Origin of the sequence: Chryseobacterium sp. HR92 (assembly GCF_045689405.1) — a bacterium.
Lineage (GTDB): Bacteria > Bacteroidota > Bacteroidia > Flavobacteriales > Weeksellaceae > Chryseobacterium > Chryseobacterium viscerum_A.
Genome location: NZ_CP139139.1, coordinates 3,108,971 through 3,133,299, shown reverse-complemented (window position 1 = coordinate 3,133,299; position 24,329 = coordinate 3,108,971). Strand labels below are relative to the sequence as shown.

At 36.7% G+C, this 24,329-nt stretch carries 19 protein-coding genes; 7 read left to right on the top strand and 12 right to left on the bottom strand.

Going from position 1 to position 24,329, the window contains the following annotated elements; genetic code table 11:
* Position 1: 1 nt before the first annotated feature.
* Genes SFA27_RS14055 through SFA27_RS14045 form a run of 3 tightly spaced genes read right to left on the bottom strand, consistent with a single transcriptional unit; the run spans position 2 to position 1,816 of the window.
* Positions 2-634 carry a conjugal transfer protein TraD gene (locus tag SFA27_RS14055; RefSeq protein ID WP_407292892.1) on the bottom strand — a complete coding sequence of 211 codons (633 nt, stop codon included), beginning with the start codon at positions 632-634 and terminating at the stop codon, positions 2-4.
* 2 nt (positions 635-636) lie between these two features.
* Positions 637-1,038, bottom strand: coding sequence for a DUF3408 domain-containing protein (locus SFA27_RS14050; RefSeq protein WP_407292890.1), 402 nt, complete (start codon positions 1,036-1,038; stop codon positions 637-639).
* Between the two features lie 10 nt (positions 1,039-1,048).
* The gene (locus tag SFA27_RS14045; protein WP_407292888.1) at positions 1,049-1,816 is read right to left on the bottom strand and encodes a ParA family protein; all 768 of its coding nucleotides are present in this window, start codon (positions 1,814-1,816) and stop codon (positions 1,049-1,051) included.
* Positions 1,817-2,403: 587 nt separating this feature from the next.
* Here SFA27_RS14045 and mobA point away from each other — a divergent pair.
* Both mobA and mobB read left to right on the top strand, forming a co-directional pair.
* Positions 2,404-2,835 (top strand): conjugal transfer protein MobA, encoded by a 432-nt coding sequence (mobA, locus tag SFA27_RS14040; RefSeq protein WP_407292886.1) that lies wholly within the window; start codon positions 2,404-2,406, stop codon positions 2,833-2,835.
* Between the two features lie 7 nt (positions 2,836-2,842).
* The gene (mobB, locus tag SFA27_RS14035; protein ID WP_407292884.1) at positions 2,843-4,129 is read left to right on the top strand and encodes a conjugal transfer protein MobB; all 1,287 of its coding nucleotides are present in this window, start codon (positions 2,843-2,845) and stop codon (positions 4,127-4,129) included.
* 113 nt (positions 4,130-4,242) lie between these two features.
* On the opposite strand, the gene SFA27_RS14030 is transcribed toward mobB, so the two are convergent.
* The 3 genes from SFA27_RS14030 to SFA27_RS14020 form a co-directional block, all read right to left on the bottom strand.
* Entirely contained in the window at positions 4,243-5,223 is a 981-nt protein-coding gene (locus tag SFA27_RS14030) for a sterol desaturase family protein (RefSeq protein ID WP_407292882.1), read from the bottom strand.
* Between the two features lie 11 nt (positions 5,224-5,234).
* Entirely contained in the window at positions 5,235-5,885 is a 651-nt protein-coding gene (locus SFA27_RS14025; RefSeq protein ID WP_407292880.1) for a lysoplasmalogenase, read from the bottom strand.
* A gap of 438 nt (positions 5,886-6,323) precedes the next feature.
* A complete protein-coding gene (locus SFA27_RS14020) occupies positions 6,324-7,316 on the bottom strand; it encodes a YhcG family protein (RefSeq protein WP_407292878.1) in 993 nt (330 codons plus the stop codon).
* A gap of 530 nt (positions 7,317-7,846) precedes the next feature.
* Here SFA27_RS14020 and mobC point away from each other — a divergent pair.
* Positions 7,847-9,847: a conjugal transfer protein MobC gene (gene mobC / locus SFA27_RS14015; protein ID WP_407292876.1), complete on the top strand. Its 2,001-nt coding sequence runs from the start codon at positions 7,847-7,849 to the stop codon at positions 9,845-9,847.
* Positions 9,848-10,008: 161 nt separating this feature from the next.
* On the opposite strand, the gene SFA27_RS14010 is transcribed toward mobC, so the two are convergent.
* Together SFA27_RS14010 and SFA27_RS14005 are read right to left on the bottom strand one after the other, a co-directional pair.
* Positions 10,009-12,102, bottom strand: a complete 2,094-nt coding sequence (locus SFA27_RS14010; RefSeq protein ID WP_407292874.1) for a DNA topoisomerase — start codon at positions 12,100-12,102, stop codon at positions 10,009-10,011.
* Between the two features lie 23 nt (positions 12,103-12,125).
* Positions 12,126-13,526 (bottom strand): DUF3945 domain-containing protein, encoded by a 1,401-nt coding sequence (locus SFA27_RS14005; protein ID WP_407292872.1) that lies wholly within the window; start codon positions 13,524-13,526, stop codon positions 12,126-12,128.
* 324 nt (positions 13,527-13,850) lie between these two features.
* On the opposite strand from SFA27_RS14005, the gene SFA27_RS14000 reads away from it, so the two are divergent.
* A complete protein-coding gene (locus SFA27_RS14000; RefSeq protein ID WP_407292870.1) occupies positions 13,851-14,084 on the top strand; it encodes a hypothetical protein in 234 nt (77 codons plus the stop codon).
* 48 nt (positions 14,085-14,132) lie between these two features.
* On the opposite strand, the gene SFA27_RS13995 is transcribed toward SFA27_RS14000, so the two are convergent.
* Both SFA27_RS13995 and SFA27_RS13990 read right to left on the bottom strand, forming a co-directional pair.
* Complete coding sequence (locus SFA27_RS13995; RefSeq protein ID WP_407292868.1) at positions 14,133-14,351, bottom strand: hypothetical protein; 219 nt, start codon at positions 14,349-14,351, stop codon at positions 14,133-14,135.
* 34 nt (positions 14,352-14,385) lie between these two features.
* Positions 14,386-15,162: an XRE family transcriptional regulator gene (locus tag SFA27_RS13990; RefSeq protein WP_407292866.1), complete on the bottom strand. Its 777-nt coding sequence runs from the start codon at positions 15,160-15,162 to the stop codon at positions 14,386-14,388.
* A gap of 61 nt (positions 15,163-15,223) precedes the next feature.
* On the opposite strand from SFA27_RS13990, the gene dinB reads away from it, so the two are divergent.
* The 3 genes from dinB to SFA27_RS13975 are packed head-to-tail and all read left to right on the top strand — an operon-like array spanning position 15,224 to position 20,082.
* On the top strand, positions 15,224-16,372 hold the full coding sequence (gene dinB, locus SFA27_RS13985) for a DNA polymerase IV (protein ID WP_407292864.1): 1,149 nt from the start codon (positions 15,224-15,226) through the stop codon (positions 16,370-16,372).
* 18 nt (positions 16,373-16,390) lie between these two features.
* Complete coding sequence (locus SFA27_RS13980; RefSeq protein ID WP_407292860.1) at positions 16,391-19,444, top strand: DNA polymerase III subunit alpha; 3,054 nt, start codon at positions 16,391-16,393, stop codon at positions 19,442-19,444.
* A gap of 29 nt (positions 19,445-19,473) precedes the next feature.
* A complete protein-coding gene (locus SFA27_RS13975) occupies positions 19,474-20,082 on the top strand; it encodes an alpha-ketoglutarate-dependent dioxygenase AlkB family protein (protein WP_407292858.1) in 609 nt (202 codons plus the stop codon).
* 320 nt (positions 20,083-20,402) lie between these two features.
* Here SFA27_RS13975 and SFA27_RS13970 read toward each other — a convergent pair whose 3' ends face one another.
* The gene (locus SFA27_RS13970) at positions 20,403-20,771 is read right to left on the bottom strand and encodes a hypothetical protein (protein ID WP_407292856.1); all 369 of its coding nucleotides are present in this window, start codon (positions 20,769-20,771) and stop codon (positions 20,403-20,405) included.
* Position 20,772: 1 nt separating this feature from the next.
* Entirely contained in the window at positions 20,773-24,324 is a 3,552-nt protein-coding gene (locus SFA27_RS13965) for a DUF6443 domain-containing protein (protein ID WP_407292853.1), read from the bottom strand.
* Between the last annotated feature and the right edge of the window lie 5 nt (positions 24,325-24,329).

The following is a 24,329-nucleotide window of genomic DNA, read 5'->3' as shown; positions in this document are numbered from 1 at the left end:
ATCAGGTGAAATTTTCAATATTGAAATCTTTCATATCGTCTGTCCGCAAAGTGGAAGAACCGGTTTCCTCAGCATGAGTAAAACTATTATCCAATAGCTCGGCAATGATTTGGGAAGCGTTTTCTATAGAATTTTCCAATAGGATGAATAATTCGGTTCCGTATATTTTCTGAACTGCCGCTGCTGCTGTTTCCTTTTCAGATGGATCACCAACTTTTTGCTGTAAGATCATCTGCACAGCGCTTAGTTCTTCAAAGGTAGCTCCCTGGGCAAAACCATCATTTTTATCAATAATTCTATATTTTTTCCATTCTTCTTCCTCTTCAGTAAAATCAAGGTTGCTATTAAAACCATATTCCGGTTCTTCCTGCGGATTTTGAAGATGTACATTTTCACTGATGTCATATGCTATGTCTAAATTAGAGGGATCAAACCCAGTTTCTTCCTTTTGTCTTTCAGGGGAGGATATTGTCTCCGGGTGGCTTACTGAAGTTTTGGTTTCTCCTATAATAGGATAGGGTTTTTTAATGTTTGTTTGATTTTTTATGGTAGGAGAAGGGGATTTTTTAATAACAATTTTATCATGAAGTAATAGCAGGATAATGATCAATAGGCTTATAATAAGAATTTCCATGGTTATAAAATGGGTTTAAAATGATTGTTGAAATACTCAGTGATCTCATTTCCGTATTCCAGAAAATGCTGCTCAAGGATATTATCGATATACGAGTATAATGTTGTTCTTTCCTCCCGGCTGAGCTGTACGATTCTCAATAATCTTTCGTGGTATTCGGGTCTTATATAAACAACCTTACCATTACGTTCCGAAGGAAACCGGTTGGTAAGGAATAGGTCCTCATAATTTATTTTTTTAGATGTACTGTTTTTTGATTTTTCCCTTGGCTTTTGATACATAGATTCTTTAGCTTCATTGCTCTTCACCTCTGGAGCACTCTGATCACCACTGATGATCTGCATCAGGTATTCTTCATCAACATGAGGTTTTTCAAAATCATTTTTTTCTTTATCCGTTTTCATTGTTCAAGTTTTATAGTGGAGTGATTTGTAGGAATTCCTCGATAAATAGGTTCATTCTGGTCGCTTTTAATAGTGAAAGATCTGCAGGTAAGAGAGTAGACCGGAAAATGCTGTTACCTGTATCCTCCGACTCCTTACGAAACCTCTTGCTATCCATAATCCTTGTTTCCATGATATTCAGCTGGAGTGCTGCAATAGTCTTCTCGTATATTTCATATAGTCCTGTTTTCTCTCTTCCGTCAATCTGATTCCAAAAGAGCCAGATCACTTGTTCTTTACTTTCATGCGCTCCATCGGGAAGACCCAGGAATGCTTTTGTAAATCCCAATGTGCTTTCTACTATCAGCCGGTCAGCGGTTATGGGAGCAAAGATGAAATCCATTGTTTTCAAGGTGGTCAGAACACCTTTGGTATTAGCGGTACCCGGCAGGTCAAAAAAGATAATGTCCGGAACTGCAGCACTCTGGTTAATGTAGTTTGATGTCTGCTCTAATGCATCCTCTGCTTTGCAGCGTATAATGGGAAAAGCTTTTTTGTTAATCAGCTGAAACTGTCTCATTGCTGCTTTTTTATGGTATTCATGGAGCATGATTGCCTTTTTATCCCGCTCCCTCATATTGCTAATGCTGTATTGCGGAAAATCGCAGTCCATGACTAAAACATTAAAACCCAATCGGTAATGCAGTATACTGGCCATTAATGTGGTCATCGTTGATTTTCCTACGCCCCCTTTTTGGGTAAAGAAACTTACTTTTAAAGGATTTTTTGTTGCTTTCATTATGTACTTGTTTATTATTGCTTTGTAATTTTATTTTCTTTTGATCAGTATGTATTTACATATTTTTTAATGGATGTATTATTTTGAATGTCTGTATATATTTACCTTCTTTTCTGTTTCTACCTGCAATTGTTTTGTTGGCTATATGATAGCTTTTAAAGAGTTACAATTGCTTTTACACTTTTAAACTTGTAAAACTTTACCTCTTTATTTTTTACTCCTTTTATAATCAGTTTTATATTTAACTGTAAATGAAAACAAAATCAAAACTGATGCTGATTTCCAGGTGACTAATGGAATGATTTGGCAGTAATTGACAGCCGATAATAGTGTGTGTATTTGGTTGATTCTGTATACATTGTTGTAGTGATTTTAGGGAGAGTTTGTTGCTCAATACAACATCTGAATTCTGTTGGAGGTTTGTTGCGCTAACTTTTGTGATGAGGTTGATTGGGTGTTCATCGGAACACGGCAAGTTGTGTTTTGAGTGCCTCATAACTGTTTTTTGTGCCTCAAAACAACTTGCCCTGCCGGGAGCCTGGAAACGCTCTCCAAAGTCGAGGTTATTAACTTTAAATGGATGTCTAATGAATGATCAGAGAAAAAAACAAACGTGTAAAGGTGGAAGAAAGCCAAAGATAGATCCCTGCATCCACCGGTATGTTTTTCGGCTGAATGATAAGGACAATAATAAGTTCCTGTCTCTTTTTGAAGCTTCGGGAATGGATAATAAAGCTCAATTTATAACGTCTTTGCTGTTTTCAAAAGAGATAAGAACAGTGAAAATAGATAAGGGAACCGTTGATTTTTACATGAGACTAACTTCTTTTTATGCTCAGTTCAGAGCAGTAGGAGTCAATTACAATCAGGTAGTTAAATTATTATATACGCATTTTACTGAAAAAAAAGCAGCAACATTTCTGTATCACCTGGAAAAAAATACCGCTGAACTGGCGGTTTTATGCAGGGGAATTATTGAATTGACTGAAGAATTTAACAGCCGGAGCTTGAAAAAATAACAGCATAATGATCGCAAAAATTGGAAGAAGCAGTAATTTGTATGGCGCGCTTGCTTACAATCATAATAAAGTAGAGCAGGAAAAAGGTAAGATTTTATTCATGAATAAAATGGTTGAAACTCCAAACGGCAGGTATACCATATCACAGCTGGCAGAATCTTTTGACCCTTATTTAGCAGCCAATAGAAATACGGAAAAGCATACCCTGCATCTATCACTTAATCCTGATCCCAAAGACAAGGTCAGTGAGATGGATTTTATAAAGATGGCAGAAGAGTACATGAAGGAGATGGGCTATGGAGAGCAGCCCTATATTGTATTCAAACATACCGATATTGATCGTGTTCATGTGCATATTGTTTCCGTATGCGTCGATGGAAACGGCCGGAAAATTTCAGATAAGTTTGAGAAAAGGCGTTCAATGGAAATATGCAGAAAATTGGAAAAGACTTATAATTTACTGCCCGCAGTAGAAAAGAAGAGTTCTGAAAATTGCCCGATTTTTAGTCCTGTTGATTATCATAAGGGAAATGTTAAACGTCAGATAGCTTTCGTGATCAGAAATATATCTGGGGAGTATTCGTTTAAGACCCTTGGAGAGTATAATGCGCTGCTTTCACTTTTTAATATAGCGGTTGAAAAAATTGAAGGAGAGTTGCACGGTGAACCTCAGCGTGGCCTGGTGTATTTTGCATTGGATAAAAGTAAAAACAAGATCGGACCTCCCATTAAGGCTTCCAGAATTGGGAGGGCTGCCGGACTGGCTGCATTGGAAGTACACTTTTTAAAAAGCAAAGAACTAGTTTTAAACTCTTTCGGCAGGCCTGAGATAAAAACCAGAATTGATAATGTTCTCAAATATAGTAAAGGGGAAGATGATTTTATTGAAAGGTTAAGGTCGAGGGATATTAGTACCGTTGTCAGAAGAAATGACTCCGGGCGTATTTATGGGATTACATTCATTGATCACCATTCAAAAACTGTATGGAATGGCTCAAATCTGGGAAAGGAGTATTCAGCCAATGCTTTTAATGATCTTTTGAAGGATCAGCAAAACAGGGAAAAATCTTCTGAACTAAAATCTTCCCTGCCTAAGTCTTCACCGTCAGATCATGTATGGTCTGATCAGCTTCATCCTTTATTTGGATTTATGAAGAATGGGGATAATGATACCTCTTCCAATGATGAAACTTCAGTTCTGTTGCTAGGGCTACCTATGGCAGATGGGGAAGATCATGAAGAGGAAATTTTTGCCCGGCGGATAAAGAAACGCAAAAAGAAAAGAAAATGGTAGTGGATGCTATCCTTCTTTCTCCAGAATAGCCTGAACTTTGCGCTGTAATTGCATATCTGACGAGAATCGTATTTGTTTTCTTTGCTAATTTACACTTTTATGCAAGACAACCATCAATTCGTCTTTTCTTCTAATTCCCGCTTCAAAGTAGAAATCCGCTCATCTTTATCATGATGATGCCAGCCCGGAGCATTGAAAATATACCCCAACTTCGCTTTCCATGTAGGTGCATTTCGGATGTCCTTTATCATATTTCCAAACTCATCAAAGACGATATGAAAAACATTATAAGTATGAATGTTATGATAGATTCCGTAATCTGTCGTTTTTTTTTCTTCCGCTTTGTATGTGCCGAAAAGATGATCCCAAATCATCAAAATGCCCCCATAGTTATTATCTAAATCCTGAACTTTTCTAGAATGATGCACTCGATGGTTGGATGGAGAATTGAATACTTTATCGAACCACCCTAATTTTCCAATAGCATTGGTATGCGGCCAAAATTGAAAAATTAAGTTAAATTGATGCATCATAGCAATCATAATAGGATGAAAACCAATAATGATAAAAGGGATATACCAAATGTCTCGATATATGATTTCAAACCATCCTTGACGCAACGCAATAGCAAAACTCAAATGAGTAGCCGAATGATGATTGACATGACCTGTCCAAAATAATCTGATTTTATGACTCAATCGATGATGCCAATAAAAGCCAAAATCCTGAACAATCATAACCAATAACCAAAGCCACCAGTGATCTGCATGCCATTTTAAAGTGAAGAATTTGTTGAAATCTTTGATCCCGAAAATATCGGTAAGTCTAAAATGATTGTAAATCCAAAAAAAGTAGGATAATGAAATAGCTTTCATCCCAAAGTCTAACATTACCGCCCCTATCCCCAATCCGATACTTGATACATTATCTTTGATGAGTCTTTTTGTGAATACTTTTTGAGGAATTTGATACAAAAATATTTCCCCTAATATCAACAAGATAAACACAGGAATAAAATAAGTAACAGGATCAGTAAAATCCAACGGACAGAACAGGCCAATACTATGAAAAAGTCGGTTATCTTTTCTTTTCATAGGTCTTCATTTTATTGAATAATTCTGTTCTTTTTTTCAATATCAACCACTCCTAGCACCAACATCAATTGGGCTAAAACATAAGTAATCATCACAACAAGTTCTTTCTCAGTACTATGCTGTACGAACATATTAATGGCCAATACAGAATCTGATATTACAAACAAAATAGCTCCTAGGATTAATAATAAAGAATAAGTACTGATACTAAAATACAGCATCGTAGCAATGGTAATTCCGTAAATCACCACGGGTATCTTCATTTCGTTTAAATAAGGATATATATAGTAAATAAATGACCCTAAATATAGAAAAACAAAGGGAAGCCAACTCCATACATTTTTCTTTTTAATCTTAAAAAAATAAACGATGTAACAAATATGAGCCAATAAAAAGCTTCCCAAACCGGGCATAAATCCCCATCCAAATAACAAAAACACATCACCCAAAAAGCTCAAAATTAATCCAGACAAAAACCATTGGTTTATCCGAAATACATCCTGTTTAGAATAAGTAAAATAAAACCAGATAATAATAGGTAACAACAGTGGCTTGGTAAAAAACCGCCAAGAACTATGATCCATAGCAATAAACGCTAAATCAAACGCAAAAACAATGGCAAGAAGGACTAATAACAATTTGATATTGACAGATTTTATCATGGTACTGTTTTATTGCAATCTTTTAATTATCTTTTTTCTTGTTACAATATGGATATATCTCAGGTTTGCACCAAGTTATTCTATATGTGATACTTAGCTCAGATTGTTAAATTACAAATAAAATTAAGATAAAATACTTTTGAAATATAAAAATACAATGCATCACACTTTAGTTTATTTTATATTTTAGAAATAAACTATTATTAGGAATATTATTTAAGTTTATGCAGTTTAATCACATCTTTGTCCAAAGTAATTTTCGAATTTTTTGGAAAATTCTTCATCCTTCAACTTTAGGATTGTATGACTACTATCAAAAGCAATGATCTAAAGAAAGGATTCAGAAATTAAAAATTATTGTTTTTCCACACCTATATCTTCAGCAGAAATTTTAGTAAACCAAATTAGCTCGAGATATGGCAGATGTATGTATTTTGATTAATTTAAACTATCTAGTTCAAGCTTTATCCTATCTGCTTCTATCAGCTGTTTCAGTTCTTGTTCGTCTGGAAGATATATTCTGTATTTACTTGCAAACAACTTCTCATTTTCTGACATGACAGAATATTTTACAACCGTTTCATCTTTTTCGGTGCATAAAATAATACCTATTGTGGGATTATCATCAACTCCTTTTTTAAGATCATTATACATTCTGACATACATATCCATTTGCCCTATAGCTTCGTGGGTCAGTTTGTGGGTTTTAAGATCAACTAACACAAAGCATTTAAGATAATAATTATAAAATACAAGATCTATAAAGAAATCTGAGGTATCAGTAACGATATGCTGCTGTCTTGCTACAAATGCAAATCCTTTTCCCAATTCCATTAAAAACTGCTGAAGATGAGTAATTAAAGCTGTTTCTATTTGTGTTTCAGTTTGTGATTTATCTGAAGGAAGACCTAAAAACTCAAAAATATAAGGGTCTTTAATATAACTCGATATTTCTTTGCTTTCTACTTTTGGAAATTTTAATAGTCTTCCTAAATATTGACTGTCAATGTTTCTTTGAAGAGTTCTGGTATTCCAGTTTCCTTCAACACAATGTTCCACATACTGTATCCTGTGATCTGGATTGTCGATCCTGCTTATAATCCTATAGTGCGTCCAACTCAATTCGGTACGCACTGCGTTCCAAATTGGAAATGCAACGAAAAAAGCCCGCATATTATTAAGATTTCTCTCGTCAAACCCTTTTCCAAATTCCAATGATAGATGATTTGCAAGATTTTTCAAAACAGACTTACCATACTTTGCCCGTAATTCACCATTTTGTTCATCTTTAATAATAAGCTGCCCAATTTCCCAATACATTTTAAGTAATATAGTATTGCTATTTCTGTAAACTTGGTCTTTAGCATCAGCAATAATTTTTGCAATGGAGCTGTAAAGATCTTGGTTGAATTCTTGTGTTCTCTCTATCATCTATCAAAATTACAAAATTTACTGTAGGATTAAAAGACAATGTAAATGTCGTTTTTTATGGTTTAATAATTTATAAATACTCCAAACATTCGGAGTTTTACCGTCGCAAAAAAGTATTGTAATAAAAATATTTCGCATAAACATATTACAAAACGACCATTTTTCTGAGATTTGAAGTAAGAATTTCAGAACCTGTTCTTGTTTTTCCTCGAAAACTGACATTGTGCCTACCAATTCCCAATTCGCTTTCACCAGTTCAATATTGACTACTTTCATTGCGTTTTGTCTTGCAACCTCAATAGCGGATCCTATACTGTCGAGTAGATCTATGTATTTTGATGGGATAGTTTTCATAGGCATTTTGTGATAGGGCAAATTTAGAAATTCCTTTATCAATAGCTTAAATGATTCAGCAGAAAATCAGTTTTTTTACGGTGCCAAATACTTCCTTATAACGACAGAAACTGCCAGCGTAGAAATCTACTTTCCGTCACCCGCTAAATTCATTATCCTAACTTAAAAAAATTGATATGCAGGGTGAAGATGATCTCAGAGGAATAGCCAAAATTATGGCATTTATGCGGTCGGTCAGTATTTTAATGCTGCTGATGCATTATTACTGGTACTGCTATCCTTTTTTTCTGGAAAAAGGGTGGATATTGGAAGTTATTAATACAATACTGCAGAATTTTCAGAGAACAGCGGGATTGTTTTCTCATCCTTTGTATACGAAAGTTTTTGCTATTCTCTTACTCTCTTTAAGCTGTTTGGGAACAAAAGGAGTAAAAAATGAGAAAATCACATGGACTCAGATTAGTGGGTTTCTGGGAATTGGGTTTATATTGTTTTTCTTCAATACTTTTCTGTTAAAATGGCCTGGAGGTATTGGGAATATTCTTTATATGTCCTTAATGTCGGCAGGATATATCTTTTTGATGATGGCTGGCGTATGGATGAGCAGATTATTAAAAAATAACCTGATGGATGATGTCTTCAACAATGAGAATGAAAGCTTTATGCAGGAAACCCGGCTGATGAAAAATGAATACTCTGTCAATCTTCCCACTAAATTCTACTATAAAGGAAAATGGAATCAAGGCTGGATTAATGTTATCAATCCATTCAGGGCAACTATTGTTCTGGGGACGCCAGGGTCAGGGAAATCCTATGCTATTGTCAACAACTATATCAAACAGCAGATAGAAAAGGGTTTTTCCATGTATATCTATGATTTTAAGTTTGATGATCTCTCGACCATTGCCTACAACCATGTACTGAAATATCATGATCGGTATACAGTAAAACCGAAGTTTTATGTGATTAATTTTGATGATCCCCGGAGAAGCCACCGGTGTAATCCTTTGAATCCTGATTTTATGACCGATATATCAGATGCCTATGAAGCGGCATACACCATCATGTTAAATCTGAACCGGAGCTGGATCCAAAAGCAGGGAGACTTCTTTGTGGAATCACCCATTATTTTACTGGCGGCTATTATATGGTTTCTGAAGATCTATGAAAAGGGTAAATACTGTACTTTTCCTCATGCCATTGAACTGCTGAATAAAAAGTATTCTGATGTTTTTACCATTTTGACTTCCTATCCTGATCTGGAAAATTATCTTTCTCCTTTTATGGATGCATGGCAGGGCGGGGCGCAGGATCAGCTTCAGGGGCAGATTGCCTCTGCAAAGATTCCTTTATCACGGATGATATCTCCCAAGTTATATTGGGTCATGACCGGAGATGACTTTTCCCTGGATATCAACAATCCTAAAGAACCTAAGATTTTATGTGTCGGAAATAACCCTGACCGGCAGAATATCTACTCGGCGGCGCTGGGACTGTATAATTCAAGGATTGTAAAGCTTATCAATAAAAAAGGACAGTTAAAAAGTTCAGTCATTATTGATGAGCTTCCCACTATTTATTTCCGGGGGCTGGATAATCTGATTGCCACAGCAAGAAGCAATAAGGTAGCGGTATGCCTGGGGTTTCAGGATTTTTCTCAGCTGGCAAGAGATTACGGAGACAAAGAAAGTAAAGTGATTCAGAATACGATTGGTAATATATTCAGCGGACAGGTGGTAGGAGATACTGCTAAAAGTCTTTCGGAGCGTTTTGGAAAGGTTTTGCAGAAAAGGCAGAGCCTGACCATCAACCGAAATGATACATCGAGCTCTATATCTACTCAATTGGACAGTTTAATACCGGCCTCTAAAATTTCAACATTAAGCCAGGGAATGTTTGTGGGAGCTGTATCTGATAATTTTGATGAACGTATCGAACAGAAAATGTTTCATGCTGAGATCGTTGTTAATCATAAAGAAGTAACTACCGAAACTAAATCCTATCAGCCGATACCTGAGATTTTATCGTTTGTTAATGAACATGGAGAAGATAAGATGGCACAGCTTATTGAAGAAAATTATAAAAAAGTGAAGCTTGATATGGTAACGATTATTGAAAATGAAATGGAGCGTATTAAAGCTGACCCGGAGCTGCAGCATTTAATACCAAAGGGATAAAGTAAAAAAATCCCCGTAAGCCGGGGATAAAACTAATTACCATGAAAACTCAATTAACATGAGAAATCGGGTGCAAATTTAAAATAAAGAGAGAGATTTCAGTCTATGTGTGGTATTATAATTAAATGATTTTTAGGAGAGTTGTTTTCAGAGGCTAAAAACTAGACGGGTTTTGCTGTTTTTCGTTGCTTGCTTTCAAACTCAAAAGAACTTTCAGCCTTGTCATTGAGTGTTATATACGCATTAAAAAGTTTTCCTGATCTGCTTTTCATGCCTTTGATCAATGAAGTCCTTCCATTTTTGATAAGTCTTTCAAGGTCGGGGATTTCAATCAGGACTCCGCAGACATGTCGGAACTGCTGCCAGTTGCAATGTATATCAGGACATTGTACCATACTGTCATTAATAATCAATTGCTGAGTTCTGCATTTAGGACACAGAAGGACAGGAAGATAAGGTTTCTCAAGGTGAATCTGCAGTAATTCTTCTGTGACAGACTTTGTATAGCTTTCAATGTTCTTTTGGAATTCAGCTGCACTCAGTTCGTTATTCTCAATATTCTGCAATGACAGCTCCCATTCTGCAGTCATGGAAACGTCTGCAATTTTTTTATCCTTAACTAAATCATAAACCTGTAAGCCTTTATCAGTAGGAATAAGCAGTTTTTTTTCTCTTCTGATATAATCTTTCTCAAGCAGCGTTTCAATATTGGATGCCCGAGTTGCTGGAGTACCGATGCCGATATTCCTTAAGGCTTTTCGCTGTTCTGTTTCTTCAATGCTTTTGCCTGCATTTTCCATTGCAGACAGCAGAGTCCCTTCAGTAAAAAGATTTTGAGGCTGGGTTTTCTTTTCCAAAACAGCAACCGTTTTAATTTTTAGCTCCATTCCTTCTTTTAAATCAGGAAGTTCCCGAAACTCTTCAAGGTTTTCAGAAAAGTTTCTGTTGATGCTACGCCAGCCTGTTTGCAATATCCTGCATCCTTTAACGGTAAAATCATGGTGAAGTACCTGTACAGTGATCTCTGTTATTTCTTTAATACAGCATTGTGAAACGGCTTCGAGCAGACGAAAAGCAATCATCTCATAGATTGCATTTTCTTCTGCAGTAAGTGCTGAAGGAATTTTTTCAGTAATAAGAATTCCATGATGATCGGTAGTTTTGTGATCATTCACGATACTTTTATTGAAGTTTCCCCAGGGAATTGTGCCTGTTGTTTTCTTATAGGGTGCTATTTCCTGCAGAATTCTTATGAGATCGGGAATTTCCGGCCATAGATCTTCTGAAATATATTGGCTGTCTGTCCGTGGATAGGTTATGAACTTTTTTTCATAGAGGCTTTGGGCAATATTGAGTGTTAGCGCTGCACTGAAGCTGAATCTTTTGTTGGCTTCCTTTTGCAGGCTGGTCAAATCAAACAGGAGAGGAGCCTGTTCTGTTATTGTTTTTGTATTAATAGAGGAAATCACCCCTATTGCCCGGGTTCTTTCTAGTGATTTGACAAGATCTTCAGCTTGTTTTCTTTCGCTGAACCTGAACTCACCAAGACTTTTGAACTCCGTAAAATCTTTTTGATGTATCAGCTCAATCTGCCAGTAGTTTTGACTCTTAAAATTTGTATGCTCCTGATAACGTTTACAAATTAGAGCTAATGTCGGAGTATGAACCCTGCCTAGTGAATATAAGCCGTTACCTGCTGTAATAGTCAATGCCTGAGAGGTATTGATTCCTAATAACCAATTGGCTCTGCTTCTGCGTTGAGCAGATTGAAACAATCCATCATATAGGTGACCGGGCTTCAGGTTTTGAAAACCCTGCTTTATGGCTTTTTCAGTGAGAGAACTGATCCATAATCTTTCAAATGGCTGGGTACAGTTCAGATATTCATAAATATACCGGAAAATCAGTTCACCTTCTCTTCCTGCATCCGTAGCAACGATGATACTGCTGCATGCACGAAACAACTTTTCTATTATTTTTAACTGTTTGGATGCGTCCGGATCAGTGATCAGCTGACTGCCTTTTTTTACCTTTCTGATGATCAGTTTAAAAGGGTTGGGCAAAACGGGCAGCACCTGCTTGTTAAAAGCTGAAATTCCATAATCTTCCGGCATACCCAAGGTGATTAAATGACCAAAAGCCCAGGTAACGGCATAGCCATTACCTGTCAGATATCCCTCTTTTTTTTCTGTTGCTCCTAAGACTATGGCTATTTCTCTGGCAATACTTGGCTTCTCTGCTAATACTACTTTCATAATAATATAGATTGAAATTGGTATTATATACGTTTTCCAGCGCGGGGCTGAGGTTTGTTCTGCTTGACCTGCTGACTTTTGTCTTTCGGTGACTGCTGGCCTTTCTGTAAAGGTTCCTTTACATGTTTGGTGGCTTCGTTGGTCTTGCCTTCCGAATTCACTGCTGTTTGTGTTTTGTGCGCCTCAGTGGGTTTTGCCTCCTGCTGAATTTTATCAGGGTTCTTAAATGAAAAATCGATCTTTCTGTTCTCCTGATTAAGAGTGATATATCCCTGGTAAGGCTGATTCTTTTTATCCAGCAGTCCGTCCAGATAAATCGTTTGCCCGGCTTTAAACTGATCATACTGCTCATCATTTAATTCCTTGCCTCTGAATGTTCTTGGGAATTCGGTTTGGAAATGAGAATGGGATTGGTGCTGACTCTGCTTGTGATCAAAAAGAAATTCAACATACTTTTTATCCGCATTAAATTGGACATGGGCATTGAATGGTTCCCCTTTGGTTGAGATCATTCCTTCCAGATAAAGGGCTTTGCCTTCTATCAGCGTTTGTTTTTGGGATTCATCTAATCTGATACCTTTGATCTCATCAGGAATTCTGATATTCTCTACTTTGTAAGCAACGAGCTCATTGGTCAGCCGGTCTCTGCTGATAAGAGAGGGAATGATTTCATCAGTTTTTGGGTTAATAAGATCCACCACACGTCCCATATTTCCGTTTTCTATTAAATTCTGTCTGTCTTCAGGGGTAAATTCATGGCCCAGAAACTTAAAATTGAAATTGGGTTCTTTTCTGATGCCATGGAGATTAATCCTTACATCTCCTGCATCATTGGTGCTCAGTGAAAGGCGGGCGTCTATTCGGATAAGCGCTGTTCCTAGATTCAGACTAATTGGGAGAAGGCCGTTGGTTTTAAATCCTCTTAACATGGGTTCCAAAGCATTTGCTTTTTCTAATTTCTCTTGGGTTAGGCCAAATTTTGACATCATTTCCCAGTCAATCTGATCAGGAGAGTATTGATACTCTTTTTCTGATAATGGGTTTGTACTCATACTATTGGTGCTTGGGGTTACTATTTTATAGGTGTTTAGAAATTCTTTGCCCTCCGTACTTGGATGCTCTAGGTGGTGCTGAATCTGTTTTCCAATCTTTTCAGATTCTTTGAGGGGGCTGGTGAAGAAATTGAATAAAGTCGGATCTTTGAGCTGGCTAAGAAAATTGGAGAAAAAATTGGAGAGCGGGTCACCGTTTTTATCAATTTTTAAAAACTGATTTTGATTTTTTTTGGTATTGGGTACTGTTTTCAGATTTCCTGTTCCATCAACGGTCTTTACTGCTTCAATCTTTTGGGTTTTGGGATTGAAAACCAATAGGGTATTGAGTGAAGAGGGATCAGGATTTTGAATGTTTGTGCTATCTTCCATGATGTTAAATTTTGAATTAACAGTGAAGTTAAGAGGATAGGATCAGATCAGCTGGATGTGGAAGAGAAAGGAAATATTTGGCTGTAATTGACTGAAAAGTATAAGAATTTTGCTTCTACAGTCATTTTTTACTGAAAAATAGCTAATTTTAAACTGTCTCGATCTAGAGACATTTTTTTATTTATGTTTTTAATCCTGTTTCATTATTCATAAAACAGGATTTTATTTAGGTAAATCACAGAACAGTATCGAATTAAATGGTGATGGTTTCTGAGTTCAAAAAAGCAGTATATTTGAAACAATCACCAGCCTAAATATTTATAAATGAACCCTATTAAAATAATACCATTCATTGTATTGAGTATTTCTTGTTTTTCACAAACGGATCCTGAAAAATATATGATGGATGATGGTATAACGGTTGAAAAACCTGACGGCATCAGAACATATAATGAAGTTTATAACAGCAATAATATCATATACACAATTGGGAAAAAATTTACTTACTCCTATTTCTATCAGAATATAAAAGGAGAAAAATTAGAGAGGGTAGACTAAACCTTGAGTTTGGAAAACAAAGCGACCTGGACTTGATAACTATTACTGCTATTTATAATGCGACTTATTCTCAAAAAGATTCATTCCATTGATTTTATCGTTAGTAGTATCGTAGATCAGTTCCACTGAAAAATTTGAAACTTCATACAAAATATATCTTAGTTGTGAAACAGTTCTTTCACTGATGATGTGTCCATGGGTAAGTACAAAATCATATTGTGTCTGGCGGTCGGCTAAGTTTTGAAAATCGTAATAAGAGATGATCATAGTTATAGTAAATAATAGTGTAAATTGTTTTAATTTAATTTTTTTTTGAAAGTTTTTCATCGAGTATCTGGATATCTTTTCGGATCTCAAGGAGCATTTCCTTTACATTAGAGTTTTCAAAATGTTCAGGTTCAAAATCCTCCGGAAATATCCCTGAAGCATACTGCCAGATTTCAACGATCTCTCCTAAAGGGATATCATACGGTTTATAGAATGAATTGTCAGCTGCCACAGTTATTGATTTTTCATTAGAAGAGGTAAATCTTTTATAAGAAATACCATCATTTAGAGTGACAATAACATAACTTTTGCCCGGTTTAAGATCTTCGATGTTCTCTATATATTTTCCGATAATATAAGACCCGTCTTTAAAGGGAGGCATAGAATCGCCTTGTGCCGGGAATGCTCTATACTTTCCGTTGGTCAGAAAGGGTAATGAAATTCTCTGTAGACTTTCGATGTATTCGGGATCACTATATCCTGATAAATATCCCATGGAAGCTTTTTGGGGAACAATTTCAATACTGTTATTACCCAACTGGTCAACAACAACCGGTAAAACAATTCTATTGTCCGGGAGCCTTAACACATCTTCTAAGGGATATTTCCTGATATCCACCGTAAGAAGTAAATCAATGCTCAGATTGAAATACTTTGAAATTCTGATCAGTAGTTCGTAAGGAGCTTCTGAACGTCCGTCTTCATATTTTGAATACCGGACCCTGCTCATTAAAATTTTATCCGCAAGCTCCTGCTGGGATAATTTTTTCTGAGTTCTTAAAAACCTGATGTTATCTGAAAAAATTGACATTGATACAAATTGTATCTGCAAATATATGAAAAAAGATACAATTAGTATCTAATTTTGTGACGTGAACCGAGCAATTGTACATATGGACCTGGATACCTTCTTTGTATCCTGTGAGAGACGCAACAACTCTCAACTTAATGGGATTCCCCTCATTATAGGCGGGGGTGACCGTGGAGTGGTAGCATCATGCTCTTATGAGGCCAGAAAATTCGGAGTCCGTTCTGCCATGCCGATCCGAATGGCACTCCGGTTATGCCCGGATGCAAAAGTAATTCGGGGAGATCATGAACTGTATTCCAATTTATCGCATACCGTGACTGAAATTATTCAGGAAAGAGTTCCGGTGATGGAAAAGGCAAGTATCGATGAGTTTTATCTGGATCTTTCAGGAATGGATCAGTTTTTCGGCTGTTATAAGTGGACCCGGGAAATTGCGTCGGCTGTTACCAAAGAAACAGGACTTCCCATAAGTTTTGCCTTATCTGCCAATAAGACGGTTTCAAAGATAGGGACAGGAGAAGCAAAGCCGGTAGGCAGGCTGGAAATTAAAGATCTGGAGATCAAACCTTTTTTAAATCCACTATCCATTAAAAAGATTCCGATGGTGGGAGATAAGACTTTTCAGTTATTATCAAGAATTGGAATCCGTACCATTCATACTTTATCTGAAATGCCCATGTTGGTATTGCAACAGATGATTGGCGTGAACGGAAGAGAACTTTGGAAAAAAGCGAATGGCATTGATGAAAATCCTGTAGTCCCTTATTCTGAAAGAAAATCCATTTCTACAGAAAGAACTTTTACCAATGATACTATGGATGTTGCAGAGCTGAAAAGACTGATATCAGGAATGGCTGAACAGTTAGCATATCAGCTGAGACAGGAAAAATGGCTGACTTCAACGGTGGTTGTAAAAATACGGTATGCCAATTTTGATACAGAAACCAAACAAATCAAAGTCTCTTATACTTCTGCAGATCATACTTTGTCAAGAGTGGCTTTGGAATTATTCAATAAAGTGTATACCCGAAGAATGCGGCTTAGGCTGATAGGACTGCGTTTTACAGGGCTCGTTCACGGGAACCATCAAATGAACCTGTTTGAAGATACTGAAGAGCAGATGAATTTATATCAGACCATGGATTATCTGAAGAACCGCTATGGTATGGGAGCAGTAGGCAGGGCTTCAGGTTTTGATTTTGAAAAATAGAACTTTAAATTTTCAGCAATGTTTTTGAATTGTCATTCTTTTCACAGCCTTCGTTATGGAACTTTATCCATAGAAGAACTCGTGAAGCAGGCTTATGAATCAGGAAGTACGGAACTGGTCCTGACGGATATCAATACCATTACCGGGATCTATGATTTTAAGAAAGAATGTGAACAGGTCGGTATTAAACCGATGGCGGGAGTTGAGGTCCGTAAGGAAGGAAAGCTCTTGTATATTGCTGTAGCAAAGGAGTTTTCGGGAATAGGAGAAGTCAATACGATTATTACTCAGCATAACTGTGACGGTATGGAGCTCTCAGAAACAGCGCCGGAATTTGAAAATGTCTTTGTAGTCTATCCTATGAGTAATATTCCTGAGGCATTAAAGGAAAATGAGCGGATAGGAGTCAGAATAGAAGAACTTAATTTCTTGATAAGGCCCGAATATCAAAAACTGATTTCAAGAATGGTGGTCCTGCATCCTGTTACGTTCAAAACCGATGAAGAATATAAACTGCATAAAATTCTAAGAGCCATTGATCATAATACTTTATTATCAAAGCTCACTAAAAGGGATGTCTGCAGGAAGTCAGAATATTTTATTACCGGGCAGGCAATTGTAAAAGCATTTGAAAGATATCCTGAGATCGTTAAAAGGACAAAAGAGATGCTGGAACAGTGCAGTTTTGAATTTGATTTTAAAAAAGTAAGAAATAAGCTGTTCTACACGAAGTCAAAAGCAGATGATGTAAAGTTACTGCGGAGGCTGGCGTATTCAGGATTGGAAAAGCGGTATGGAAAGGATCATGAAGTGGCTGGAAAAAGAGTGGAAAAAGAACTGAAAGTAATTGATGAGCTTAATTTCTGTTCTTACTTTTTAATAACCTGGGATATTATCTGCTATAGCAACAGTATGGGGTTTATGCATGTGGGACGGGGGAGTGGTGCTAACTCTATCGTGAGCTACTGCCTGGGAATAACGGACATTTGTCCGCTGGAACTGGATCTGTATTTTGAACGTTTCTTAAATCTTAACCGGAAGTCTCCGCCTGATTTTGATATCGACTGGAGCTGGCAGAACAGGGATGCGATATTGGAATACATTTTTGACCGGTATGGAAAAGATCATGTGGCCTTTTGCGGAACCAATGTAGAGTTTAAATACAGGTCGATTTTCAGAGAGGTGGGAAAAGTATTCGGGCTTCCTAAAGAAGAGTTGGATGATCTGGTGGCAAAACCTATGGAAAATCATGACCGGAACACAGTGGTTCAGATGGTCCAAAAATATGGCAGGCTGCTCGAAAAATTTCCCAATCAAAGGAGCATGCATTCCTGCGGGATTCTGATTTCTGAAGAGCCTATTACCCATTATACGGCCCTTGAAATGCCTCCCAAAGGGTTTCCTATTGTTCAGTTTGATATGAATGTGGCAGAAGACATCGGGCTGGAAAAATTTGATATTCTTTCACAGAGAGGACTCGGAACCATTAATGATTCGGTAGCTCTTATTAAGAAGACAAGAGGAATCACCGTGGATATCCGGGATACGGCACTGTCGAAAGATGAAGAAAAGACCAATGAATATCTGGCGGTAGGAAGAACCATTGGCTGTTTCTATATAGAATCTCCTGCCATGCGCGGCCTTTTAAGAAGGCTGAAATGTGATAATTACAGAACCCTTGTTGCTGCTTCCTCCATTATCCGCCCAGGAGTGGCACAGAGCGGAATGATGCGGGAATATATTTTCAGGCATAACCATCCGGATCAGTTTGAATATTTTCATGCGGTATTTGAAGAGCACCTGAAAGAAACCTATGGTATTATGGTGTATCAGGAAGATGTGATTAAAATTGCCCAGTATTTTGGCGGGTTATCTCTGGCAGATGGTGATATTCTGAGAAGAGCTATGAGTGGAAAAGGAAGATCAATTAAAAAGCTTCAGGAAGTAAAAGCCAATTTCTTTGCTTCCTGTAAAGAGAAGGGACATTCAGAACTGCTCACCGCTGAGGCCTACCGGCAGATTGAATCTTTTGCAGGGTATTCTTTCTGTAAGGCCCATTCGGCATCCTATGCGGTGGAGAGTTATCAGAGCTTGTATTTAAAAGTGTATTATCCATTGGAATTTATGGTGTCAGTGATCAATAACCAGGGAGGATTTTATCGGACTGAAGTCTATATTCATGAAGCAAAAATGTCAGGAGGAAATATCCAGGTTCCTTGTATTAATACCAGCGAGTATCAAACAATACTGAAAGGAAAGGAAATCTACCTGGGATTAATGCTTTTGGAAGGACTTGAAACAAGAATTGCCCATGGCATTGTTGAAGAGCGGGAAATCAATGGATTATATACCTCATTGGAGAACTTTATAAGACGTGTTCCCATAGGTATTGAAACCGTACAGATCCTGATTTTTACCGGAGCATTGCGCTTTACGGGAAAGCCTAAAAACGAGCTGCTGGTAGAAGCAAGAATGCTCTTGGTTAACTTTAAGCCTGAACACAGGGGCCTTATGCTGATTGAAGAACTGGTTCAGGAATTTAAACTGCCTGAATTAAAACGGGAACACTTCGAGGATGCATTTGATGAAATTGAACTCATTGGGTTTCCTGTTTCATGCAGTCCTTTTGATCTACTACAGACCCGATACCGGGGTTCTGTTTTGGTAAAAGATTTATTGAAGTTTCATAAACGGCAGGTTAAGATGCTGGCTTACCTGATTTCAAGAAAGCATGTGCCTACTAAGAAAGGGACCATGTATTTTGGAACCTGGATTGATGTGAACGGAGATTATTTTGATACGGCCCATTTTCCGGATAGCCTAAGGCAGTATGACTTTCAGGGAGGTGGATGCTATTTGCTCTTGGGTACCGTGGAAGTTGATTTTCATTTTCCTACCGTTACCATTCATAAAATGGCAAAGATGCCGATGATTCCTGATCCCCGTTATGCCTATGACAAAGAAAAACAATATGATATCCATAGGCAGATTAAGGAAGACGTGAGCATGACCTATAGAAAACCTTATCCGCAGGCCCATGAGATTGGACTGCCAAGACATAAGATACAGTAATAATTTATGAAATTTTGTTAGTAAGAGTTATGAATCAGTTAAGTTTATTTGATACAGAAGAATTCTATGAATTTCCAAAGGATCTTTTGGAATACAGGGAGCATTTTCTAAGTAAGGAAGAAGCTGACCGGTTAAAAGATACGCTGCTTAATACCGCTCCATGGGAACAACGTACCCAGAAGATGTATGATAAAATGGTATTGACTCCACGGTTAACTGCGTGGTATGGGGATTCGAAAGATTATGGGTCTGAAGAAGGAAAAAGACCAACGAATCAAAGGACTCCTGAGCTGTTTTCGTTAAAGGAAAGGATAGAACAGGAGTTTGGCTGTCAGTTTAATGGAGTCTTGCTGAATCTTTACAGAAACCATAATGATTCTGTAGCCTGGCATAGAGACAAGGAAAGGCGGTATGGTAAACGGCCTGTGATTGCTTCTATCAGCCTTGGGCAGACCAGAAACTTTGATTTCAGGAAAAAAGACCATCATGCAAGCAAGTACAGCTTACCGCTTCCGCATGGATCGCTGCTTATTATGAAAGGGGATTTGCAGGAGAACTGGGAGCATCGGATCGCTAAATCAATAGTTCCCATGAAAGAGCGGATTAATCTGACATTTAGATTAGTTCTTGATTCTTAGTTTTGTTTGAGTACTGATTTAATGCTTCATTATTAGTTGCGTCTGTTTTCAAGATAAAAACCCTGAGATCGCTGCATAACAGATTGTTTTAGAAAATACAATCATTCGACGATCTTATGTAAGATCAAATGAAATGATGATAATTGTTTTTAAGTCCCATCAATATGCTTATATATGAAATTCCATAGAAAGAGATGTTTAATTGTCAACAATGAAGGATGCTTTTAGGCACCCTTCATTGTATTGATCTTTCCATTGGATTTCTCTGCTGAAAAAATTGCTATTCCACTCAGGAATTAATGTCATAAGTACTTAAAATATTAACACCATCTCGATAAATTTTTATCTAAACACGTTATAATTTGTTCAACACTATTATTTAGTACAGAGATTGACTCATCGGGAATTTTTTTTGTTAAATTTTGCCAGGAACTAGGATTAAATATTACAAAAACTATCTCCTCACTATTGGATAAGTCATCTTTATCAACGAAAATTGATGAGATATCAACAACCCCCGTATCCCAAAACATAATATTAATACTCAATTTATCAGACTCATATTTAAAATTAAATCCTGAACTCCCAAGTATTGTTGTATTTAATGTCTTGATAATTGATTTTTCTGTAATGCTATATTTATTTATATAGTCCATTAGACTTTGAAGTGTCTTTAAAGCTTCATCCATATTATTTTGTAATTAATGGTGGTGTAATATTAAAAGCTGGTGGAGTAACGAAGCCTCCTTGTTTTTGAAGTAAATACATTTGACTGCCTCCTGCCTCAGGGTGGACTGCTTTTAACCAATTAGCCTGGCCACCATCTATTAATGCGCTTGACGGTATGTCCATTTCAGAATACACCCATCCTTTTGGAGCGGCATTCCAACCATTAGGTCCATCGACTGCAAAAAATGTCATTCCTCCATCTTCTACTATGGTTGAACCTGATGCCACCATCTGATTATAAGATGATAAAGGAGACCAATGTCCAACCCTTGTTGTCCCCAAAGGAATTCGTGTTTGAACGCCTAATCCTTCTAGTGCTCCACCTCCTGAACCAGTTAGTAATGCTGTAGGTGCTGGCTTATAAAGTAGAATACTTCTTAATCCGTTGAATGCAGATTTACCTGCCAGATAATCTACATAATATCGGAACATTTTTGCGCTTGGGTCCATTAAGGCAGGACTTGGAAGTCTAAATGGTGCTGGTTTTTCATATTTTGTTGTGTCAAAGCTTGAAAGAAAAACATTAAAACCTTTTGTACTGATTATTGGTCCTCCCATAGCTGCATTTGACATTTTACTTGGTAAAAGCAATAAGGATGTAACCCCTCCTTCTGTAACAGTACCATTTTCATTAAGAACTGTTAATCCACCATTAGCATTAACGTATGAACCTGACTTTCCAAGTCGATTAAGAGTTTCTCCATTACTACCCGTAATTTGATCCTCTTGGCTATCATGCCAAGAAACATTTCCCAAACTATCATTATACCAGTCATCAACCATTCCTGTAGGATCATTGGCATTGATGGGGTTATTAAAGCTATATCTGAAAGGAGTCATTTCAGGATATTTTTCAGCTAACGGATCAACAACACCCCATCTTCCAAGATCAGGCATATAAAATCGAGCACCGTAATCATACATTTTCGTGTCTTGTAATTCTTTTCCATTAAACATATATTTGTAATTGCTATTTCCATTTAAATTATTATATCCTTCGTGCCTTAAACCGAAAGGATAATAATTATTTTCACTCAAAACTTCTATCCCTGTTCCATTAGCATTCTTTGTATAGCTCAGTCTGATATTACCAAGATGATCAATATAATTATAAATATACTTATTCTTTACAAAATCATAATATCCTTCTGAAGTAGGAATAAATTGCAATATTCCATTTTCATATTGAAAAGAATCTATGTAATCTCTAGTTGTAATTTCATTGATTTCAGTCATAAAATTCATTGAAAATAATTTCTCTCCATAGGCTGAATAAATATACGTAACAGCCCCTTCAAATCTTTCAATATCATAAGGAAGATTTAAATGGTTATATTTTATTTTGTAAATAAAATGTGCATTATCTGTTATCATATTTCCGTTGTCATCAAATCCCATCATATCTCCTCCGTCAAGACCTAAACCATTACCACTGGAATCCCAAACATCACTTAGCTGATTTCCGCTGTAAGTATACGCTATATCATCAATTCTCATTTTATTCCCGTTATCGGTTCCCCCAAACCTTAACATTGTTTTAATGTTTCCATTAATATCATAAGTGGCACTTTCATTATAATGTTCACCAGGAGCAGTCGTTATAGTAGGTTTACTGTATGTTGCCTTTAGTAGCCTGTTTAGTTTGTCATATTGAAATCCATATCGTCTTTTAGTATCATCAGTTGAAGTACGCCAGTCAATTTCAGAAATTAATCCATTAAATTTTGATGGACCAGATACATTATTTTCGGGATTCTGATATTTTATGGAGTAAGCAAAAAGTTTATTATTTAGATTATTGATATTGTTAATTTGCGCCAGAAGTCCATGTATATTGTATTTGTAATCAATATCTTGTAAAGGGGCTGATGTTGTTCCTCCAACTTTCTTATTGGATAGCTGTAAAATATCATTATATGTATTTTGAGTTAATATCTCTTCGGTATTATTTCCAACCTTATGTTTGTGAACACTCAATCTATTTTGATTATCATAAATAAAAGACTCATTAATAATGATTTCTGGATTAGATGGCCTTAACTTGTGAGTCGTCGTCGTGTGGGTAGCTAATCCTGCAAAATTAAGTTCGCTTTCAGTTTTAGTATAACCGTCCTGATAATTTATACTATATCTGCTGAAAGGACGGCCTTTCACATCATAGTACATATAATTTTTAGTCCAGCGGTCATCTTCAATATTTTTAACAAAGCTCATTACAGGAAAGCCTTTAGTACTTATTTTCTTAAGAACAAAATCGTCTTTAACTGCGTTAGATGGAGTGGGAGGATTAAAACTATACAAAGGATAGCTGTCATAATAATTAATAGTTAGTAGCGTGGTAATAGAATTTGGATAGCTTGCAGAATTATTATAATAATATACATCCATACCGGTAGATGTAAAGCCGACAGTACTGTTTGAATATGTCCTCGAAGTGTTATTACTGCCTCGGGCGTCAACATTAACCTGCTCTGCTGATCTTCCCGTGCTGTTATAATTTTGCGTACTTGTATAAATTCCAGTATAAACAACTCTTCCAAATTGATCATATTTTTTAAAAAGCCATTTTTTTTCAGCACCTAAATTGGCATCCTGAGTTAATACTAATCTATCCTGCCTATCATATACCATATATTCCCATCCTTTACCTGGTAACTTTTTCTCTACTAAACGACTCTTGTTATCATACCTGTATTGATAACATAAACTGTTTAGTATATCTGAAGGAATTTCTTCGTCACCCCCAGCCGACATCTCATCAAAGAATTTAAATGAAGCATTGGGAGGAATAACAAAAGATAACTGATTATATTCATTATAAACATAATAGGTGTCTGCATTTTCGGTTGCAGATAATACTTTTCTTTTTAAAATAATTTGCCCTGATCCATTTTTGAATTCAATGACAATATTCCCATCTTCATCCGTTGTGGAGGTTTTCGATAAGTGCCCTGTAGCATAGATCAGGACATCAGAAGTCTTAACAATCGATTTAGTAGCATTATCCGGCCAGGTAGTTAATGCGATAAGTTTCTTTACATTGTCTCCATTACCATTCGTATCATAACTGTATTGAGCGGGATGTGACTGCCAGTCCACACCTGGTTTCTTTTTAGACCGGATGCGATCTAATGGAGATTTTTCAACATCTAAATGAGAGAAAGAAAAACTATCCCCATAAAAAGCTGATGCCTGTCCGTCAACTCCCGATTGAATTCCTCCGTTTAATGAACTCATAGGAACGGGAAACCATGTATCTACTTTTCGTCCAAATTCATCGTAAGGTACTTTGACCACTAAATCTTTTCCTGATGGGGCAGATTTCACACTAACAATTTGTTTCGATCGGCCTAAACCGTCAAAGTACTGTACAGTCTCTTCTACTTTAGCATTCTGGCCCGCAGGATAATCAAGATATGTTTTAATCTGAACATAATTTTCAAGAGGAGAAAGTTGTCCATAGGCAAATCCATTCACTAATAATATACCTATAGGAATTAATATTTTTTTCATCGTTA

Bases quoted from the DNA above. Each gene is read 5' to 3' on its own strand.
- SFA27_RS14055 (WP_407292892.1), bottom strand. From the start codon at position 634: ATGGAAATTCTTATTATAAGCCTATTGATCATTATCCTGCTATTACTT.
- SFA27_RS14050 (WP_407292890.1), bottom strand. From the start codon at position 1,038: ATGAAAACGGATAAAGAAAAAAATGATTTTGAAAAACCTCATGTTGAT.
- SFA27_RS14045 (WP_407292888.1), bottom strand. From the start codon at position 1,816: ATGAAAGCAACAAAAAATCCTTTAAAAGTAAGTTTCTTTACCCAAAAA.
- mobA (WP_407292886.1), top strand. From the start codon at position 2,404: ATGAATGATCAGAGAAAAAAACAAACGTGTAAAGGTGGAAGAAAGCCA.
- mobB (WP_407292884.1), top strand. From the start codon at position 2,843: ATGATCGCAAAAATTGGAAGAAGCAGTAATTTGTATGGCGCGCTTGCT.
- SFA27_RS14030 (WP_407292882.1), bottom strand. From the start codon at position 5,223: ATGAAAAGAAAAGATAACCGACTTTTTCATAGTATTGGCCTGTTCTGT.
- SFA27_RS14025 (WP_407292880.1), bottom strand. From the start codon at position 5,885: ATGATAAAATCTGTCAATATCAAATTGTTATTAGTCCTTCTTGCCATT.
- SFA27_RS14020 (WP_407292878.1), bottom strand. From the start codon at position 7,316: ATGATAGAGAGAACACAAGAATTCAACCAAGATCTTTACAGCTCCATT.
- mobC (WP_407292876.1), top strand. From the start codon at position 7,847: ATGCAGGGTGAAGATGATCTCAGAGGAATAGCCAAAATTATGGCATTT.
- SFA27_RS14010 (WP_407292874.1), bottom strand. From the start codon at position 12,102: ATGAAAGTAGTATTAGCAGAGAAGCCAAGTATTGCCAGAGAAATAGCC.
- SFA27_RS14005 (WP_407292872.1), bottom strand. From the start codon at position 13,526: ATGGAAGATAGCACAAACATTCAAAATCCTGATCCCTCTTCACTCAAT.
- SFA27_RS14000 (WP_407292870.1), top strand. From the start codon at position 13,851: ATGAACCCTATTAAAATAATACCATTCATTGTATTGAGTATTTCTTGT.
- SFA27_RS13995 (WP_407292868.1), bottom strand. From the start codon at position 14,351: ATGATCATCTCTTATTACGATTTTCAAAACTTAGCCGACCGCCAGACA.
- SFA27_RS13990 (WP_407292866.1), bottom strand. From the start codon at position 15,162: ATGTCAATTTTTTCAGATAACATCAGGTTTTTAAGAACTCAGAAAAAA.
- SFA27_RS13980 (WP_407292860.1), top strand. From the start codon at position 16,391: ATGTTTTTGAATTGTCATTCTTTTCACAGCCTTCGTTATGGAACTTTA.
- SFA27_RS13975 (WP_407292858.1), top strand. From the start codon at position 19,474: ATGAATCAGTTAAGTTTATTTGATACAGAAGAATTCTATGAATTTCCA.
- SFA27_RS13970 (WP_407292856.1), bottom strand. From the start codon at position 20,771: ATGGATGAAGCTTTAAAGACACTTCAAAGTCTAATGGACTATATAAAT.
- SFA27_RS13965 (WP_407292853.1), bottom strand. From the start codon at position 24,324: ATGAAAAAAATATTAATTCCTATAGGTATATTATTAGTGAATGGATTT.